The organism is Parvularcula bermudensis HTCC2503 (assembly GCF_000152825.2).
Classification (GTDB): domain Bacteria; phylum Pseudomonadota; class Alphaproteobacteria; order Caulobacterales; family Parvularculaceae; genus Parvularcula; species Parvularcula bermudensis.
The window spans coordinates 621,133-638,316 of the sequence record NC_014414.1 but is presented as its reverse complement, the minus strand read 5'-3'; the positions used below and the strand labels follow the sequence as shown (position 1 = coordinate 638,316).

Below are 17,184 nucleotides of genomic sequence, written 5' to 3'. Positions count from 1 at the left end.
TCGGATGGACACTTTGGGCGGTCGTCGGGGGCGTTCGACGCTGAGCCGCCTTAAGAAGAAATGCCCGTTTTCCTCTTGCTCCAACGTCTGAAACGACAAGGCCCCCGTTCATAGGCCGACGTCTCCTTTCATGAGAGCCTAGCTGTATAGGTGCGTAACCAATCATGACTGCCAGCCGAGTTCTGCTGTGAAGATCGTGATATTTCAGCCCTATCTATCAGTAAAAAGAAAATCAGTATAAAGATACTAATAGATAACGTGCGCAAATATAAACACCGGGAGGCCAGTTTCCTGACATCCCAATGTTCATCTGATTCTGTCTCGACCTATTGGAGCCCCAAGGACCTGTGGCGCAGTCACCATTCTTCGAGATCGGTCTCAATGCCGGCCTTTGAAACGGGAATGCGCGTTTCAGAGGTAAATGCTGCTCCGGAGACGACCTTGGTGGATTGAGTCAGGAACTCGGTGCAGCTCCGCCCCTGTTCGCAGCTCAGTGAAACCACCAAAAGCCGGACTTCATAAGTGTGGCTCGTCGCAGCCAGCCGAGGGAGCGCCGTCGGCGCTTCGTGAGAGTTCAGAGCATCCCCGCTGTTCGAGGCGAAGTACGTCGCCGCTTTGTCGAGTTGCACGGCCAGCGTTGCAGCCGCTTCTTCCTTCCAGTTCGGTTTCGCCCAGAAGATTCCGATACCCGCAGCGACGATCAGCGCTGCAATCGTGAGAGATTTCATCATATCACCCTACCTTTGCCCGTCGGAAAAATGCCGACATGGCGGGACTTTCGAGCGCATTAACGAATAGGGGCAATTCCTCATTCACCAACAAATGAGGGTGAGGATAGGGGACGACTCGCCATGTTGGTCAGCCCTCTTCTTCAGGAACGCGCGTCGTTCCAAGACCCATAAAAGCATGCACATCTTCCGAATGATGCTGCGCACTTCATGGTTGGCTGGGTGTTTTCATTTCGCCATACATGCGTCATAACGTTAACTTCATGAAGCATCGTGAAGCAACATGGCGACGTCATGAGCGAACATGAGCGTGATTCGGTAAATGCGCCCGGGGGGAAAGGGATTTGGCGGCATCAAGGCAAGGCTATGAAATTAGGTCGCATCTTCTGGTGCTGGCCTATTCTCGCAATAGCGGACCCGTGCGTTCGGGCCGCCAGCCAAGCCTTTATGCCGAAATCCGGAAAGTCAGAGATGAGCTCAAGCAACACGCCTTTGGCGGACATCCGCCATTTAGCAACGTCTCGCTTTCACGTTGGTTCAAGGGAGAAAATGTTAGCCTGAAAAATATCAGTGCGCTTGTCACGATCCTCAACGCGATCTTCAAAAACAAGAACACGTTGTCGGAAGGCGACCTGACAGATGACTTGGATGATTTGATCAAGAAGGTAGGCGTTAGAAAGGCCGACTTCATGAAGTGGCGTGACGCGCTACCCGTGCCCGAAGCGACCCATGGTCGATCGAAGCACGCAGTGCTCGATGCCGATGAGACCGCCACGCTGGCGCGTTTTGGAGGCGTCTATTACTGTTACAGGGACCACGTCAAACAGGAACGCGTTCGACGGACGATAGTCATTATACGACGTTCAGACGAATCCGACGGGCTACAGTTAGTGATGTTGGGGCCGAGTGGCAACCCTTGGAAAGGGCGTCTCTGGCTCTCCATGCAGTCCATGACGGCCAGGGTGACCAGAGATGAGGGTGGCGGTTTGCAGGTGAACACGATGACACTTTTCCGTGCATCCGAAGGTGGAGACAACTACCTCTATGGATTGCGGGGGCGTGTGTCGGACGGCGACAACAAATATCTGGCAAGTTATCGGACGTTCATGGTTCGACAGGACGATTTACATGTGTATACGGATCACCTGAACGACGACGAAGTTAGAAAGCTTTCTGAGAGGTGCGGCGATCTCGATCCCGCCCAAGAACCCATCAAGACGATTCGAACCTTTCTGAATGCCGACAATCCGCATGACCCGGAAGGGGTGAAGTTTGAACCACGGCCGTCGATTGTCATGTTTTATCTGAGCATGGAGAGGGTCGCTCGGGAACTTGCGGGCAAACCGGATAACCTCATCCCTCTCGGAAAGGAAAGCTCAGCAATTCCCTCTGAGGAAGACGCCGATCAGGTCGATCACGCCGAGAGCGATTCAGGTTCTGATTAGTAAAACGGATCGCCCACGATGGCGAGCCGGTCGTTATCGAGCGGATGCTGCAGCTTGAGACTGTCTTCGCCGCCGGCGAGCCAAGCCTTCCATTCTTCGGGTTCGGTCAGGATCACCGGCATTGCCTTTTCATGCACCGGCCGCACGACGTCGTTCGCTTCCGTCGTCAGGAAAGCGTAGAGCTCCCAGGACTTCTCAACCCGGGCGCGTCGGCTCTTGCCTTCGACGACATCCAGCCTTTCGCCACGCTACGGGCGCCAGATACCGGCGAAGAAGGCTACCTCCTGATCCGGCAGGCCGAACCAGATCGGCGATCGCGGCGGCTCGGCAAAGGCGGTGAAAGGCACAAGGCAGCGATGTTCGGGTTTTAGAAGATACTCGCCATTTACGTTCCGCCACCACGCGCTTTTTAGGTTGCGGATATTCGTGATCGGCCGCGACCCCGCCTTGGTTTCCGGAAAGCCCCACCTCAGAGCCGCGAGTTCTATCCTGTCCTCGCCCAAGGGCCGCAAGACGACGCCGTTGCGATCCGGATAGACATCCTCGCCGCCGAAGTTACCAGTCTCGGACGTGGTCTCCAGAATGCGCTTCAAGGCCGCCATCAAGCGGCGCATCTCAGCGATCGAGGCTCTGTTCGCATAGCGATTGCACATCCCCTCAGAAAAGCCCGGCGCACCTTGATCCGCAAGGATTTTTCAGCCTTCTCCGCTCGGAATGGGGAAAGTGAGTCGCCCGCTCCGCCCAGAATCCATTTGACTCCCGGCGTCCCGCGTTCTTTCTTTGTTCTACGTTCTGTCTGGGCCGAAAAAGGATGCGCAAGCCTGAAACCATCGAAACACTCTATCTCGACTTCGACGGCTTTTTTGCGTCCGTGATGCAGCAGGCCATGCCGCACCTGCGCGGCAAGCCTGTGGGCGTCATTCCCTTCGATACTGCCTCTGCGCAATATACGACGGTCATCGCCTGCTCGAAGGAGGCGAAGGCGCGCGGCGTCCAAAATGTCATGCGGGTGCCTGAGGCGCGCGCGATCTGCCCCGACATCGTGTTGGTCATGCAACGCCCAGATCTTTTTCGTTGGGCGCATGGCGCGCTTCTCAATGAGATTTCCTGCGAGATCCCGATCGAAACGGTCAAATCGATCGACGAGCTGTGCTGCACGCTGACGAAGTCCGATATCGGCGACCCGCAAGGATTGGCCCGCCGTCTCAAATCGTTCATCGCCGAAAATATCGGCCCGCATATCACCTGTTCCATAGGTTACGCGGCGAACCGCCTGCTCGCCAAGATGGCGTGCAAGATGGACAAGCCGAACGGGGTCACCATCTGGCGCCCGGAAGATATGCCAAGGCCGTTGCAGGACCTTCCGCTCACGGAGGTCCCCGGCATTGGCGGCCGTATGGAGAAGCGCCTCGCCGCCGCGGGTGTTAATCAAATGGAGGGTCTGCTCGACCTTCAGCCAAAACAGGCGCGCGCCCTTTGGGGCAATGTGACGGGGGAACGGCTCTGGTATGCGCTGCATGGCTATGCTCTCAAGGCGGAACCGACAGGTCGAGGCATGTATGGTCATGGCCGTGTGCTGCCGCCCGAGTGGCGCAATCTCGACAAGGCGTATGACTGTGCGCGGCTGCTTCTCATCAAGGCGGCGCGGCGCATGCGCCGCGACCGTTTCTATACGAACCGGCTCTGGGTCTGGCTCGATCTGAGAAAGGGCGCTTGGGTGCAGTGCCGGGACATTCCCAGCGCCCATGACGACAAAGCCATTCTCTCGGCGCTCGATATCCTCTGGGAGAAAGCCCGGGACGACCTTGCGCGGCATAAGATCGAAATCGTCCGGGTCGGGGTCACGCTGTCGGATCTGACGCCAGCGAACGCCCGCAAGCGCGACCTCTTCCACGCCGACGACGAGGACCGGCAGAAATGGGAGCGGCTCACCGCCGATATGGATGGGCTCAACCGCAAATTCGGCAAGCGGGTTCTGTCGCTCGGACCGCTGACGCCGCCACCCGGCGGCTATGCCGGCGGCAAGATCGCCTATACGCGCATTCCGTCAGCGGAGGATTTCTGGTGAGCTGGCTCGATGACCTGCAGCTACGCGATCTTGATGAGGCCTCTCTCATCGAGGCGACCTGCCTTAAATGCGGTCACACATGGCTCGAGAACCCGACGCAATTGCTTCTCAAGGTGATCCATCGCGACGTCACGCTGCGCGAAGTGAAGGACAATCTCGCCTGCAAACGCCCGCACTGCACCCATGTCGGTATGCGCATCGCGCTGATCCGCAACGAGGACTCAGGCGGTTTCGTCGGCGGGCTGCCTTAGTGACCCGATTCAGCACCCCGTGTGCTTGATAGGCGCTACCGATACCGGGGGGCTGGCAAACTTGGCGTTGCGGCCGCCTAAATATGCTGCCCGCCGTGTGGAGCAATCGATAGTATCGAAAACTGTATTTGTCTTGCCTGCCGCAACTCAAACTGTGAACGACGTAAGCGGACTTGTCCTTGAATACGGCTTGGGCCAATCACCGAGCCGTCATCCTTGAACGTCACTTTTCTCGTCAGTGATGCGATTTTACTGTCGGCATTTAGCAGTGCGGCCTGGACGGCGACTGCGTCTCCAATCGGGCTGCCTGACCAGCGGACTCCAAAACATATTTCCTGATTTGGCGCATAGGAAACGTCCACTTCGACAGTTCTGTCGGAGTGTAAAAGATAGTGAGAAATAGTATGCTGTTGCGGATTCTCAACCCAATTCAAGCCACCATATTTTGAGCCAGCGTATTCGCTTGCGAAAGAACTCCGAGTGCCGCTTACACGTACACGTTTCCCAGCGCCAGCAACGTTTTCGATTGCTTGGCTTGTTCGTTCTAACTCCCTCAATCTTCGTGTGGTTTCGAGAGATACTGGTGTTTCCGATGAGAACGCCCGTTCCGATGCAGCGAGTAAAGCTATTGCATCGCTATCGTCATCTAGTGCCAATTGCTCGATGAAACTGCGAAATGCATCCGGTCTAATATCGTGCTTGACGCAGATGTCTGCGAAACTCGCATCGCTGGATGCAATTGATTCCAATTCGGCGGCGAGCTCGAGGCTTATGTTCAAGCTATTCTTCACTGTCAGCTCTTTGTAATTCGAATTCGAATGAAACCGATTTTGAGTCGGTTAACCACATCCCAGCCTCAAACAATTTGAACAACATAAGGAGCGACTTCCGCGCGCTTACCGGTCGTCGTTCTCCATCAAAAATTCGTATATCTGAGAGTCGTGCGGTCACTGTTCCCCGGGAGGTAGCCGATCCGGGAGTATGTGATGCGGCAAGATGAAGGTTGCCCGCCAAGAAATCTCGAATAGCCTTGTCGGATCTCGGTTGTTGAAGCAGCCAGCGAACCCCGGAGCCGAGATCGATTGGGGTGAGCACTGCCTCTCGGCACTGAAATGCGGATGATTGAGTGTATCGCTCCCCTTTTTTGCGGTGAATCGAGCCAACTTCGGTCTTCATTGAAGCTTTACCGGACGATAGCTCAATTTTGGGAGAGATCGTAAGATCAGCGTACCTCTCAATCAGTCTATCGTTGGTATATTCAACGGAGATGCTGATTTCTTCGGTAAATCCGTGAACTTCTCCGTCGAAAAAATCGATGGTGATATTCACGCCTGTCGATCCGACGTAGAAGTCGACCTTTTCAAAAATCCCTGTTGAAAAAGGTGAGGGGTCGAAGACAACGTCGATTGTGTAAGAAATTGTTTGTGAGGAATTAAAATCTGCATCGATGTCAACATGTAGTATGCGCTTCTCTTTTTGACGTTCGGTCAAAAATCCGAGTGTGTTTGGAGGCTTTATCTCTAGAATGGATGTCAATGAAAACCTCGTATTCGATGCCAATTGGGACTTCTCGTCTTTACTTGTAACAATGAATAAAGCAGGCCGGTCGCGCTAGCGCTCCCTACAAATCGATTTACTGAAGCCAGCGGTACCAACGATCAACACGCCATAGTAGCGTCCCAGAATATTCTGCTTTCAGCAAGTCTTGAGTTTTCGCTCATGGCGTTTCTTGGAAGATCGCGGTTATTTCGTTTGGCGCCTATTCATACCATGTTTACGGCAAGGCGCGCGCAGATTGTACAGCTATACGGATTGATTAGACCTGACTCTTTCCTTTTGGGCTGGCTTCAGCTGTCCACGTTCGGTTATGGGGACAATGTCGCCGACGGCTATATCCGTATGCTTGCCGATAAGCCAATTACGAATGGCCTCGAGTGTGTGATATGTAGCGGGTCGGCCTTCAGCAATGTCTTCAAAGAACGTATTTCGTTGCTGGGTCGCTTGTTGCAGTTCACGGAACATATGGGAGTCGTGAATTACTATCTCTCTGAATTTGTCGGCATCAAAATCTTGAAAGATGAAAAGGGCGGGGTGAATTTTGACCTTATCAAAGACATTTGTCGTGTCCGGAGTATTTCGGAGATCATTTCGTTTCTCCGTCATGAGTTGAAGGAGGATCATCGCGAGCACGAGCTTCGAAAATCCTAGATTGGTCTCTTTCATGGCAGATCGGATCTGGTCGCTGCCGAGGGTCTCCCAATCATGGTATTGGACTTTCGGGACTTCTGATTTGAGTTGGGTTGGAACAAATTCCGCGAGCTGACGGCGGTACGAAGAGGCCTCGCCCACGTAACTATTTACCGTTAGGTCACCCAGAAGTTGGCGCGCCGTATCGCGATAAGCGGGGGCGTAGAAAAATCGATATTGTGCGAATTCCTCCTGCCAGGCGATCGGCATCATGTCCTTGATCTCCGGATCAAGGAAAAACCCTGCCTGATGGGGAACTTGAATCTTCATCAACAAAAGGGCCCTTTTGGTGGGTTTTATACCCTTTTGTACCATTCTTCCGATTGGAAAGGGTTAACGGACGTTCAAATCCGCTTTAACGCGTTCTTTGACAGGATCCTGGACAGATTCCTTTTGGTTACTTCGTCACCACCGATCTTGATTCGGTAGCGTTCAGCGATTGAGGCGATCGTCTTTATTGCTTCTGGCGAGGCTGAGTCCACCTTAAGGATTTTGTCTTCGGAGGCTGTCGAATCGCCTTCGATGAGGTGATATTCACAAAGACCAAGCCGTTCGGTTACATAACGAGTGAGCTTCATTTGGGCGGAAATAGAGGCCTGTATCAATCTTGGGCCGCGTCTCATCCATTTTAGAACACCCCAATCAACGCCTGCGGATGGCGGGTAGGGGGATCGTCCGTGGGATGGAGGGGCGATTGAGATCATGCGCATGTTTTCGTAGGGGCAACCAAGAGCATTTCTGGCGTCTAGGGCAGCGACGAGGTCAGGGGCGTTGGCGATCAATCCTCCATCTGTAAGACGTATATTGCCGCCGCTTATGCTGGGCATAGTGTGTAGCGGTAGGAATGTTGGGGCCGCCGCTGATGCAAGCACAGCATCGACTACCCGTATATCCTCCTGAGACGGACTATAACTTCGATACAGGACGGGTTCACCGTTGGTCTCGTCGATAGCAGGTATTACGAGCCACTTATCGATGTCGCCAAGACGCATATCTTCCCCAATATGTTCTAGGATAACTTCTCTTAAACCGTCAGGGGAGTGTTTTGCCCCGCCTACCCAGGGCCGTAGCGTTCGACGTCGTGGGAATACCAGTTCTCCCTTTTCCTCGAAGGATTTGCGTATTGTTTCGGCGGGTACGCCGTGAGCGATCGCGGCGGCAATGACGGCGCCAATCGATGTTCCGGCGAGAATTTCGAAAGACGATTTCAGCGGGGCTGTTTGATTTCTGTTTTGGATTTTCTCCAGCAATTCGAGGACATGCGCAGAGAAAAGTCCCGGATATCCACCCCCTGTGAGAGCCAGTATGCGCACATGGGAGAGGTTCGGATTTGCGTTGGAGGTGGCCGACATCCTAGGAGGGGTTCACAATTTTCAAGACAACGCGGCCTAGCCCGGCGATAGGTTGGACACTGTCATGCCAGGGACGCGGACGCGCGAGCAAAGTGTAGCCGCGTGTTATCGCGGTTGCGGCGATCATAAGATCCAAATCGTCCACTTCACCTTCAAGCGGCTGGCTCTTCAATTCTGCCCAAACGGCAGCTTCGCGTTCGGTGAACGGCAGTAGATCCAAACCAGCTAAGTCGGGTGAATTGATCGCAAAGAGGGAATTAATGTCCTCATCCCGGAAGGCTTCGCCGACGACATCCAGTTTTGAGGCCCAGAGGCGCCGAGTCTCGTCCTCCATTTCTTCATCACAACGGACCATTTCGATCGCGGCGCCGTAGGCGATCGCGGAAGCGATGATGTCGGGATTGTTATTAGAAGCGATGAACTGAAGAGTAGGGTGATCCGGATTACCGTCGACGAGTTCGATGAACTCGTCGACGCCTAGCAAATAAGTCACAGGTCGGAATCAGTTGTTCCCTGCATAGCCGGGAAATCCGTTAGACGGCGACTTTTCGTCCTCGATCTTCGGCGTTTGGGCAGGGGCGCGTTTGAGGGGCCGCCGACCTCACTTAGGCGAGCCAGAACGCGATCCGCAGGCTTGCCTTTGCGGCCCAACCCACGGCGGGCCAGTTCAACGAGACGCGCAAGATCATCTGTCGCGATGAGCGACAAGGGCTCCTTATCGGCTCCCTGTGGATCAATGAATTGAGGCATCACGGTCGCATCGTAGCAAAGTTTGGAGAACTGATTTTTGGCCTCACGAACGCGATAGACAGGACTTGCTGCTGCGTCCCCAGCAAATACGCCGGGCTTTACAAAGTGGAGGCAGAAAAACGATAGTATTTCTCCTCGCCAGCGCTCTAGCTCTGCTTTCATGGTCAGACCTCCTATTACGTGGCCACATATAGCATCAAAATGGCCACATAGATTATTGTGGCTTATGGGCCCTTAGGGGGGCTTTGTGCCCCATTAGGAACCTTTTATGGCTTTGTAGGCCTCGATGGGGCATCTCGTGCCGATAGCCTGATATCGGGCCGAAGACTGACCGAGAAGGAGGGCTTCGTGACAGTACCATCGAGGAAAAAGCCGACTTTTATTCCCGACGGCGCATCTGACCTCATTGATCCCGAATATGGGTATGCGAGGAATTTGTAGAAATGCGCCCGAGGCGAATGATGTGCCTTGCGAAGTTTTTGAAGACTGACGGTGACCACTTCTTGCGTCCATCTTGCCGGGGATTGGTGCGGGACGGGGCAGGCAAGATGCGCGCGAAGTGGGATACAAAACACGTACATATTGGTAGTTATAGTCAGTATAAAGACAGACATAACATACTGATATTAAATTGGAAATAATATCAGTTCGAGCCCCATGAAGCGCTCCTGTGGAGCCGCGACGACCTCCCTGATGTGGCGCTGCGCGGCGCGCACTATTTCAAGGAAGGGAAAGGCACGCCCGAACCGCTCCTCATCACTCGGCACGCGGGGCGTGGCGATTTCGGCGATGTGTGCAGCGACACGCTCGGTTTGACCAAGATGGATTGGAACAATGACGGCCCCTATGACGGCATGCCGGTCACGCTGAACTATGCGGGAAGGCTCGCCCAGATCGTCAAACGGATGCCGGATTTGCAGCCGCATCCTTATCCGGTCCGCCTGTTCATGTAGGCGAATCGGACCCTCTGGGCTATGGTGAGAGACAGCGGATATGCACGCTCTTTTTGCTACAGAAATTTCCCGATTTTTGATACAGAATTGCCGAATTGTATTTTTATAAGTAGTTGAAAACAAAGGGAAATTAGGCGCATTTTGAGCGCATCGCCCGCTCCATTTGATTTTTCATAAAACCAAACAAATCAACCCGTTAAGGTGCGGGCTGAAGCTCAATGCCTGACGATCCCCCGAAATTTCCCTTCTCTTGTTCCGACAAAGCGATTGGGCATGGATCAGGATAACCGTTCCCCTCGCCACGGTGCTGGCTATCGGCTACATAAGCTCTTTTAACGCATCGCGCCCTTGAGGTGCGACTGCGGGCTGGCTGCCATTGCCGCCGCTTTATCCACGAAAGTTCTGGACCCTTCATGACGTTGCCGACCGATACATCGGGCCTCCCCGCCCCCCTGTCCCGCGCCCTCACCGCCAAAGGCTATGACAGCCTGACGGAAGTGCAGTCGGCCATGCTTGACGAGGGGGTGTCGGGCCGCGACCTCTTGGTCTCTGCCCAGACCGGGTCCGGCAAGACCGTCGCCTTCGGCCTCGCCATGGGCCCCGACCTGATGCGCGGACAGGCACGCCTGCCCCGCGGCGGGGTGCCGCTGGCCCTTGTCGTTGCCCCCACGCGGGAGCTGGCCATGCAGGTCGCCCGCGAGATCACCTGGCTCTATGCCGAGACGGGGGCCACCGTCGCCACCTGCGTCGGCGGCATGGACCTTCGGCGCGAGCGGCAGGCCCTCGACCGTGGCGCGCATATCGTGGTGGGCACGCCGGGTCGACTTGTCGACCATATCAGCCGTGATGCGCTGGACCTGTCGGCCTTGCGGGTCGCGATCCTCGATGAGGCGGACGAGATGCTGAAGCTCGGCTTTCGCCAGGAGCTGGAGGCCATTCTGGACGCCTGCGCCGAAGATCGCCGTACGCTGATGTTTTCGGCTACGGTGGGCGGCGGCATCGGCAAGCTTGCCGCGCAGTACCAGCGCGACGCGCTGCGGATCTCGGCCAGTGGTCCGGCGCGGTCCCATGACGACATCGCCTACAAGGCCATGGTCACGTCCCAGCACGATGCAGAAAAGGCGATCATCAATACGCTGAGATTTCATGAGGCGGAGAACGCGATCGTCTTTTGCGGGACGCGGGCGGCGGTGGCACGGCTGACCAGTCGCCTCGCCAATCGCGGCTTCTCGGTGGTTTCCCTGTCCGGGGAGCTGAGCCAGCAGGAGCGGACCAACGCCCTGCAGGCCATGCGTGATGGCCGCGCCCGGGTGTGCGTTGCGACCGATGTCGCCGCGCGGGGCATCGACCTGCCGGGCCTTGAACTCGTCATCCATGCCGACCTGCCGAAGGACCGCGAAGGGCTATTGCACCGGTCGGGCCGGACGGGACGAGCGGGCCGGAAGGGAACATCCGTACTCGTTGTGCCGCCAAGGGCGCGCCGGCGGGTCGAACAGCTGTTCCGAGACGCCAAGGTGGATGCGGACTGGATCGCCCCGCCCAGCGCCGAAGCCGTGCTGGCGCGGGATGATGCGCGTCTGTTGTCCGACCCCATCTTGAACGAAGGGGGGGAAGCCGACTCGCTCGCCCAGACCCTGGCGGAGGCGTATTCCGCAGAGCATCTCGCTGGCGCCTTCATCCGCCTGCACCGGCAAAACCGCTCCGCGCCTGAGGAAATCAGTGAACTGGCCGTCGTCCCCCCGGGGGTTAAGAAGGGCCGGACCGAGACCACCGACGGGGCATGGGTGATGCTGTCCGTGGGGCGGGCGCATCGCGCCGAGCCACGCTGGTTGCTGCCGATGCTGTGCAAGTCCGCGCCGGTGCCGAAGGGGTCCATTGGCGCGATCCGTGTACGGGAGACCGAGACCTATGTGCAACTCGACAAGGAGGGGGCGGCCGACTTTTTGAATAGCCTTGGCACTGTCGGTTACCTCGAAGATGGCATTGAAGTGCGGCGCACGGACGGCCCCCCAGACAAAGAAGGCCCGCGCGAGGCGGCCGTCCCGGTGACGCGCCCCCGAAAAGGCCGTACCCAGCGCGATGGCCAATCCCGGTCAACGGAGAGCTTTGATCCGCTTGCGCCCACTCCCGGCCAAGAAACGGGCGACTCGCCGCGCTTCAAGCGGAAGTCGAGGGCGAAGGGCAAACCCAGTGAGGGCAGCGGAAAGCCCGGCGGGCCCAAGCCGCGCCAGACCGGCCCCGGTGGCGGTAAGCCGCTTAAGCGGCCGAAGAAGCGCAGCAGTTAACACGGGGGCTGTCCGGCGTCGTTTGCGCTGGTGAAGGCGGAGTGCAGGAGGCGATGGGGACGGGCGCTGCGGCCTGCACTTGCCACCCCTCCCGGTCTTCACCGTTGCGCCGTCGGTTCGCCATGGCGCGCCTACCAGACGGCTCCACGGCCTGCGCGCCGCCGATCAAGGTGAAATCCCCCGCGTACAGATTGCCGCCGATAGGCAGATTGCCGCCAATCAAGACGTCGGCGGCTCAGCCGGATAGGACCACTTCTTACGAGAAGTTGCCGCTCGGCTCTCGGCGCATTCGCCAGAGTTAATGGGGTCGGCCTCTAAGTCGCCGCTCGATCATCATTCTCGTGTGAACGTTAGGCGCAAGGTGAGCGGCGCGGAGGCGATACTCTTGCGCTTCCGTGCTGTTCCCGCAGCGGCGATGGATGTCTGCGAGCACAGCACACCAGAGGTAAGATCCTTCAAGCCATGTCGGGGGTTCCAGACCTTCGAGAAGAGCGAGACCGGCGTCGGGGCCTGCATATTCGACGGTTGCGACAGCGCGGTTTAGTCGATGAATCATCGATGGGGACTGGCTTTCGAGCAGCGCGTAGAGGTCTGCGATCCGCTCCCAGTTCGTTTCGGCGAAGGATGGCGCCAAGCAATGTTCGGCGGCAATGCCGGCTTCGGCATGGTAGCGCGAGAACTTGTCGCCCGTGGCCGAGCCTTCGAGCCAGCGCAGGCCTTCGGCGATATGCGAGCGGTCCCAGGCGGATCGATCTTGTTCTTCGAGGAGTAACAGATCGCCGTTTCCCGCCGTTCTTCCCGGCAAGCGTGCGTGATGAAGGTGCATTAGCGCAAGTAGCGCGCGCGTTTCCGGATCGTCGCTTACGGCATGCCCCGCTAGTATAGTCGTTAGACGGATCGCTTCATTGCATAAATCTTCCCGGATACATGCCTCCGGGCTGTTGGAATGATAGCCTTCCGTAAACAGAAGATAAAGAGTGCGACGCACGCTGGACAAGCGCGCCGGATCTGGCGCGATAACATTTTCCATGAAATCATCCGGCTTGCTGCCCAGTTTGGCCCGGGCGCGCTGCAAGCGTTTTTGGACGGTCTCGGCTTCGGTGAACAACAGGAAAGCGATCTCGCGAACGCTTAATCCGCAAAGAATCTTGAGCCCGAGAACCAATTGAGAGGACTGAGGAAGGCTCTCGTCACAACACACAAAAATCATGCGCAGAAGATCATCGGCGATCTCGCCCGAATATGTCGCTTCCGGCTGAAGGTTGGGCCCGGTGTCGACGAACTCGGCGTTTTGCGCGAGGAGCACGCCCCGGCGATCGCCGGTTCGAAGCCGCTCAAGCGCGTGATTTCTGGCGACTTTGTTGATCCAGGCCGCCGGATTTTCCGGCGGCCCGTTGCGTGACCAGACATCGAGCGCCTTTAATAGCGCCGACTGAACGGCGTCTTCGGCCAGTTCAAGATGACGCAGGCCAATCCTGCGGGACAGCGCGGAGACTTGCTCAGCATAATGACGCCGAAAGGCGAGTTCGACGTCATCCCGACCACTCAAGGCTTGCTGATCTCCCTGACCTCAACACTGGCGCCATCCGCACCAACGCCGGGGCTTTGCTGCGCCACCTCGACAGCTTCGTCTAGTGAGGCCGCCGACACGATCATGTAGCCTCCGACGACGTCTTTTGCTTCGACAAAGGGGCCGTCGGTTACGTTGTCACTTGTGACCACCTTGCCGCCGAGAAGCTGACCGCCCATGTCAACGATATTGTCTTTGAACTTTTCCTTCCATTCATTGAACCGGGCGTACATGGCCTCCATTTGCGCCGGCGATGGTGCTGCGCGTTCTCCCTCAGGCCGGGGTTGGCTGCGTTGGATGCAAAGATAGAGTTTTTCGGTCATAGGGTTTACCTTCCTGTTTCTTCGTCAGCGCGCTCCGCCGACATGGAAGAGATGATCGGACGGGCCGAAACTGGACAGAACGGCCTAAAATAATTCAGCGGCGAGGCGCCCCCTGATAAATTGGGACGGGTCACGCCTGACGATCCGCGGTTTCAGCATCGTCCAATGCAACCTTCTTACGCAGACTCTCAATGAACCCATCCCGGTCGTTCACCATGAGATCGAGGACCTCTTGGGGCGCCGCGGTGTCCTCATGCGCCGCGGACCAGAGAATCATTTCGATGAGCATGGGCGCCAGGGCGAAGCCTTTTTCGGTCACCGAGAAAAGCTTCACTCGCCGATCCGTCGGCGAGCCTTGTTTCTTGATAAGCCCGTTCGCCTCCAACGACCTGAGGCGATCCGACAGGATATTCGTCGCGATCGCTTCTTCGGAATCGAGGAACTGACGGTAAGTGCTCTTCCCCCCGAAGATCATGTCACGAAGAATCAACAGCGACCACCTGTCGCCAAAAATCTCCAGAGCAATACTGATTGGGCACCCGGATCGGTGAGGTTTTTGCGCGGAGTCTTTCATTCATCCGACAATGCACTTTTCGCTTGCACTTCACAAGTGAAGCCGATATTGATTGCGTATTGCAAGTAAATTCATTGATGTACGCATGAAAGGGAGAGACAGAATGGATGCGCTTAGTGTGGTGAAAGATTATGTGAAGGCTGCATGCGCCGGCGACGGCCAAAGCCTGCGGGCATCTCTTGCGGATGACTTTCAGTTCAAGGGACCGATGATGGAGGCGCATTCCGCCGATCAGTTTCTGCAAGCTATGGCGGCGATGCCAACGAACTTCACGATCCGGAATTCGGACTTCGTCGCCGATAGCGATCGGGTGGCGCACTTGCATGAGGTCGTCATTGACGGAAACGAGACGGCCCCGATCCCGATGTGCGAAGTGCTGTCGGTACACGAGGGCAAGATCACCTCGTCGAAGCTTTTCTTCGACACCAAACTCTTTCCAAATCCGGCGGCGTGATAGACGGGGTCATCGATGAACATCGTACCGGTCACCGGCCTCTATGCAGCTTTGTTTGCGCTGATACTGATCCCCCTGACCATTCGGGTGGGCCTCTATCGTGACAAGATAAAGGTCTACGCCGGTGATGGTGGCGACGAAACCCTGACAAGACGCATAAGGGGGCATGCAAACTTTCTGGAATATGTCCCCTTCGGCCTCTTGTTGATCGCTCTGCTGGAACTGACCGGCGCTTCCGGTCTCATCCTTCACGGGCTCGGCGTTCTTTTTCTCGTCTCGCGGGTCATGCATTACTTCACGCTGATCGTCAGCCCGCTCGCGGTCACGCGTCAGATTTCCATGCTCGGCACGATCGCGGTATTTTTGATGAGCGGTGGGTTGTTGATTTACTTCAATCTTTCTGGGACTTTTTGACGCGACGCTGCGCTGACTTCGAGCAATTCTTTCAGCTTGGCGGAGCTGCCACTCCACCCTTCGCCGCGCCAAGGCGACCGCTTTCCTTGACAATGTGCTCATGCGGCAGGTGAAGGGCGGCGCCTTCCTCTGACTCCTTGAAGGTCAGGCCAGAGAGATTGCTCTCCAGTGCCTAGGTCAGAATAAATCTATCAAATTCAGCAAAAAGTCGGCATCTACCGTTACTAATATTGAGTTCGAACATGTTGTTTTGGGCGTTCCTGCCTGGTGTACATGCTTTCAACAACGAGACTAAAAAATGGAACAATTATCGACTGGCTTCCCGGCCAACCATGAATACGATCTTCATTTTGCAAGTCTCACTTCCGAAGCATTGGTATTAGTCGGCGGGCGTATTTTTAGTGCGACCCTTTCGGGCGCCATTTCGGCTGCGCTGGTGCTGATTTACATTGTTGCGGTTAGACCACTGCCGATGACTGGAGACTATGTATTTGCGCATGGCTTTTGCCTATCTCTATCTTTTGTCGGGCTTTTGATGACTTTCCACTTTCTGAGGCGGCGTGAGCGCCTGTCAGCAGATCGGGCGTCGAACGAGGTGAGATATCAATGTCAGATATCGGGAGTTCGTTTTGGCTGGACAATACCGTTTAGCGAAATAGTCCGTGTATCTCCTCATCTCGATCAAGATGGTTATGGTGATGAGATCTGGCGCCTGGCGCTTGAGACCAAATGCGGGGACCGCGTGCACTTTTCGCCGGCAAGATTTTCCGAGATACCCCGCCGACAGACGGCAAAAATTCATCAACTTCAAGCTCGGATCGCGTCTTTTCTTGCTTGCCCTGTGGAAGCAGAAAAAACGATTTAGCTAGCCATGACAGCTCTCGGCGTTCCACCGCGGTCCCATCTTCTTTGAAGGCCTGCGTTGTTGCCGGAAATGTTCTGTGATGAGAAGATTCATCTTTTTAATGCAGGAACGTTTGTCTGCAAATTTCTTGCGCCGCGCCTTTAGGACCTTTCAGGCCATGGAGCCGTCTGTTTCCCTCTCCCCGGCCAAGAGGTGGACCTCCGCGTAAATTTTTCCCGCGCAGGACGCGATCATGAGTGATGCTCGGCGCAGTCGACAGAACATGCTGGACGGCGCCGCGCCTGCCTAGGCCTCCTTGTATGGAATGAATGGTGTGATCGTTACCGGCACGGGCGCGCGGCGCGTTTGAGGGGTCATCTATTCAACTTTGGCTTCACTGACAGATAAAGACTGTCGGCGCGGAAAGAGCGTTGCGGCGACAAAGGGGGGGCTGTGCTGCCAGAGGGGAGTTGCTAACAGGGCGTCCATGAAGCGCGCGACCGGCCTCACTGTGGCTCGCCTCTTGGCGATGCTGGCGATTGTTCTCCAGGCTTTCCTGCCGGGGTCGATGGCTGTTGCCGAAGCGAAGGGCGTCGACGTCTCACGTTTCATGTGTTCGCCCTCCGGCCAATTATCGCCGGACTCGCGGGCTGCCGCAGAACAGATCGCCAGATTGCTTGGCGAGGACGTGCCGGCGGATCAGCCCTTTGACGCCCATTGTCCGCTCTGCACACTCGCTCATAGCGTGCTGGCGCCGGCGCCTCTTGTCGTGGCGGCGCCGAGGGCGTTTCCCCTTGAGCAGATTTTTGTGCGGTTCGAGCCGGGTCTCGTCCGAGAAGCGCAGGGACCGCCCGTCGGCTCGCGTGGTCCCCCCTCTCACATCTGAACCAGTCCTTACCCCGCGGTTCCTGTGCGGGACCGTCTCT

The 17,184-nt window shown here is 56.5% G+C and carries 19 protein-coding genes and 1 pseudogene; 9 read left to right on the top strand and 11 right to left on the bottom strand.

Annotated elements, in window-relative coordinates:
- Positions 1-356: 356 nt before the first annotated feature.
- Positions 357-731, bottom strand: a complete 375-nt coding sequence (locus tag PB2503_RS03060) for a hypothetical protein (protein ID WP_013299753.1) — start codon at positions 729-731, stop codon at positions 357-359.
- Positions 732-1,072: 341 nt separating this feature from the next.
- Between PB2503_RS03060 and PB2503_RS03055 the strand changes: the two genes are divergently transcribed.
- Complete coding sequence (locus PB2503_RS03055) at positions 1,073-2,173, top strand: hypothetical protein (RefSeq protein WP_148235178.1); 1,101 nt, start codon at positions 1,073-1,075, stop codon at positions 2,171-2,173.
- Here the strand turns inward: PB2503_RS03055 and PB2503_RS15080 are convergent.
- Positions 2,170-2,826: pseudogene (locus tag PB2503_RS15080) on the bottom strand (SOS response-associated peptidase). The gene PB2503_RS03055 and the pseudogene PB2503_RS15080 sit on opposite strands and share 4 nt — an antisense overlap.
- A 158-nt stretch (positions 2,827-2,984) precedes the next feature.
- Between PB2503_RS15080 and PB2503_RS03045 the strand changes: the two are divergent.
- Positions 2,985-4,241, top strand: a complete 1,257-nt coding sequence (locus PB2503_RS03045; RefSeq protein WP_013299749.1) for a Y-family DNA polymerase — start codon at positions 2,985-2,987, stop codon at positions 4,239-4,241.
- Positions 4,238-4,492 carry a hypothetical protein gene (locus PB2503_RS14650; protein WP_013299748.1) on the top strand — a complete coding sequence of 85 codons (255 nt, stop codon included), beginning with the start codon at positions 4,238-4,240 and terminating at the stop codon, positions 4,490-4,492. The genes PB2503_RS03045 and PB2503_RS14650 overlap by 4 nt, the downstream gene beginning before the upstream one ends.
- 77 nt (positions 4,493-4,569) lie before the next feature.
- On the opposite strand, the gene PB2503_RS14495 is transcribed toward PB2503_RS14650, so the two are convergent.
- The 6 genes from PB2503_RS14495 to PB2503_RS14490 all read right to left on the bottom strand — a co-directional run bounded on the left by PB2503_RS14495 (position 4,570) and on the right by PB2503_RS14490 (position 9,003).
- Positions 4,570-5,283, bottom strand: coding sequence for a hypothetical protein (locus tag PB2503_RS14495; RefSeq protein ID WP_148235175.1), 714 nt, complete (start codon positions 5,281-5,283; stop codon positions 4,570-4,572).
- A complete protein-coding gene (locus PB2503_RS03035; RefSeq protein ID WP_148235174.1) occupies positions 5,273-6,028 on the bottom strand; it encodes a hypothetical protein in 756 nt (251 codons plus the stop codon). The genes PB2503_RS14495 and PB2503_RS03035 overlap by 11 nt, the downstream gene beginning before the upstream one ends.
- Positions 6,029-6,295: 267 nt before the next feature.
- Complete coding sequence (locus PB2503_RS03030; RefSeq protein ID WP_013299746.1) at positions 6,296-7,009, bottom strand: hypothetical protein; 714 nt, start codon at positions 7,007-7,009, stop codon at positions 6,296-6,298.
- Between the two features lie 74 nt (positions 7,010-7,083).
- Positions 7,084-8,091, bottom strand: coding sequence for a CBASS cGAMP-activated phospholipase (locus PB2503_RS14260; protein ID WP_083810953.1), 1,008 nt, complete (start codon positions 8,089-8,091; stop codon positions 7,084-7,086).
- Position 8,092: 1 nt separating this feature from the next.
- A complete protein-coding gene (locus tag PB2503_RS03020; protein ID WP_013299744.1) occupies positions 8,093-8,584 on the bottom strand; it encodes a PIN domain-containing protein in 492 nt (163 codons plus the stop codon).
- Positions 8,581-9,003 carry a hypothetical protein gene (locus tag PB2503_RS14490; RefSeq protein ID WP_148235173.1) on the bottom strand — a complete coding sequence of 141 codons (423 nt, stop codon included), beginning with the start codon at positions 9,001-9,003 and terminating at the stop codon, positions 8,581-8,583. The genes PB2503_RS03020 and PB2503_RS14490 overlap by 4 nt, the downstream gene beginning before the upstream one ends.
- A 533-nt stretch (positions 9,004-9,536) precedes the next feature.
- Here PB2503_RS14490 and PB2503_RS03010 point away from each other — a divergent pair.
- Positions 9,537-9,794, top strand: coding sequence for a hypothetical protein (locus PB2503_RS03010; protein WP_041534868.1), 258 nt, complete (start codon positions 9,537-9,539; stop codon positions 9,792-9,794).
- A 413-nt stretch (positions 9,795-10,207) separates the two neighbouring features.
- Complete coding sequence (locus PB2503_RS03005) at positions 10,208-12,079, top strand: DEAD/DEAH box helicase (RefSeq protein ID WP_013299742.1); 1,872 nt, start codon at positions 10,208-10,210, stop codon at positions 12,077-12,079.
- Positions 12,080-12,377: 298 nt separating this feature from the next.
- Here the strand turns inward: PB2503_RS03005 and PB2503_RS03000 are convergent, their stop codons facing one another.
- The 3 genes from PB2503_RS03000 to PB2503_RS02990 form a co-directional block, all read right to left on the bottom strand.
- Positions 12,378-13,628: an RNA polymerase sigma factor gene (locus PB2503_RS03000; RefSeq protein ID WP_013299741.1), complete on the bottom strand. Its 1,251-nt coding sequence runs from the start codon at positions 13,626-13,628 to the stop codon at positions 12,378-12,380.
- On the bottom strand, positions 13,625-13,972 hold the full coding sequence (locus tag PB2503_RS02995; protein ID WP_013299740.1) for a YciI family protein: 348 nt from the start codon (positions 13,970-13,972) through the stop codon (positions 13,625-13,627). Before PB2503_RS02995 ends, PB2503_RS03000 begins: the two co-directional genes overlap by 4 nt.
- A 130-nt stretch (positions 13,973-14,102) precedes the next feature.
- Positions 14,103-14,546, bottom strand: a complete 444-nt coding sequence (locus tag PB2503_RS02990) for a winged helix-turn-helix transcriptional regulator (RefSeq protein WP_013299739.1) — start codon at positions 14,544-14,546, stop codon at positions 14,103-14,105.
- Between the two features lie 103 nt (positions 14,547-14,649).
- On the opposite strand from PB2503_RS02990, the gene PB2503_RS02985 reads away from it, so the two are divergent.
- The 4 genes from PB2503_RS02985 (at position 14,650) to PB2503_RS02970 (ending at position 17,144) form a co-directional block, all read left to right on the top strand.
- Positions 14,650-15,000: a nuclear transport factor 2 family protein gene (locus PB2503_RS02985; RefSeq protein ID WP_013299738.1), complete on the top strand. Its 351-nt coding sequence runs from the start codon at positions 14,650-14,652 to the stop codon at positions 14,998-15,000.
- Between the two features lie 15 nt (positions 15,001-15,015).
- On the top strand, positions 15,016-15,414 hold the full coding sequence (locus PB2503_RS02980) for an MAPEG family protein (protein ID WP_013299737.1): 399 nt from the start codon (positions 15,016-15,018) through the stop codon (positions 15,412-15,414).
- A 298-nt stretch (positions 15,415-15,712) separates the two neighbouring features.
- Positions 15,713-16,279, top strand: a complete 567-nt coding sequence (locus PB2503_RS14485) for a hypothetical protein (RefSeq protein ID WP_148235172.1) — start codon at positions 15,713-15,715, stop codon at positions 16,277-16,279.
- A gap of 466 nt (positions 16,280-16,745) precedes the next feature.
- Positions 16,746-17,144, top strand: a complete 399-nt coding sequence (locus tag PB2503_RS02970) for a DUF2946 domain-containing protein (RefSeq protein WP_013299735.1) — start codon at positions 16,746-16,748, stop codon at positions 17,142-17,144.
- Positions 17,145-17,184: the final 40 nt, after the last annotated feature.

Coding starts and splice junctions, on each gene's coding strand:
- PB2503_RS03060 (WP_013299753.1), bottom strand. CDS start 731: ATGATGAAATCTCTCACGATTGCAGCGCTGATCGTCGCTGCGGGTATC.
- PB2503_RS03045 (WP_013299749.1), top strand. CDS start 2,985: ATGCGCAAGCCTGAAACCATCGAAACACTCTATCTCGACTTCGACGGC.
- PB2503_RS03030 (WP_013299746.1), bottom strand. CDS start 7,009: ATGAAGATTCAAGTTCCCCATCAGGCAGGGTTTTTCCTTGATCCGGAG.
- PB2503_RS14260 (WP_083810953.1), bottom strand. CDS start 8,091: ATGTCGGCCACCTCCAACGCAAATCCGAACCTCTCCCATGTGCGCATA.
- PB2503_RS14490 (WP_148235173.1), bottom strand. CDS start 9,003: ATGAAAGCAGAGCTAGAGCGCTGGCGAGGAGAAATACTATCGTTTTTC.
- PB2503_RS03005 (WP_013299742.1), top strand. CDS start 10,208: ATGACGTTGCCGACCGATACATCGGGCCTCCCCGCCCCCCTGTCCCGC.
- PB2503_RS02995 (WP_013299740.1), bottom strand. CDS start 13,972: ATGACCGAAAAACTCTATCTTTGCATCCAACGCAGCCAACCCCGGCCT.
- PB2503_RS02990 (WP_013299739.1), bottom strand. CDS start 14,546: ATGAAAGACTCCGCGCAAAAACCTCACCGATCCGGGTGCCCAATCAGT.
- PB2503_RS02985 (WP_013299738.1), top strand. CDS start 14,650: ATGGATGCGCTTAGTGTGGTGAAAGATTATGTGAAGGCTGCATGCGCC.
- PB2503_RS02980 (WP_013299737.1), top strand. CDS start 15,016: ATGAACATCGTACCGGTCACCGGCCTCTATGCAGCTTTGTTTGCGCTG.
- PB2503_RS14485 (WP_148235172.1), top strand. CDS start 15,713: ATGGAACAATTATCGACTGGCTTCCCGGCCAACCATGAATACGATCTT.
- PB2503_RS02970 (WP_013299735.1), top strand. CDS start 16,746: ATGAAGCGCGCGACCGGCCTCACTGTGGCTCGCCTCTTGGCGATGCTG.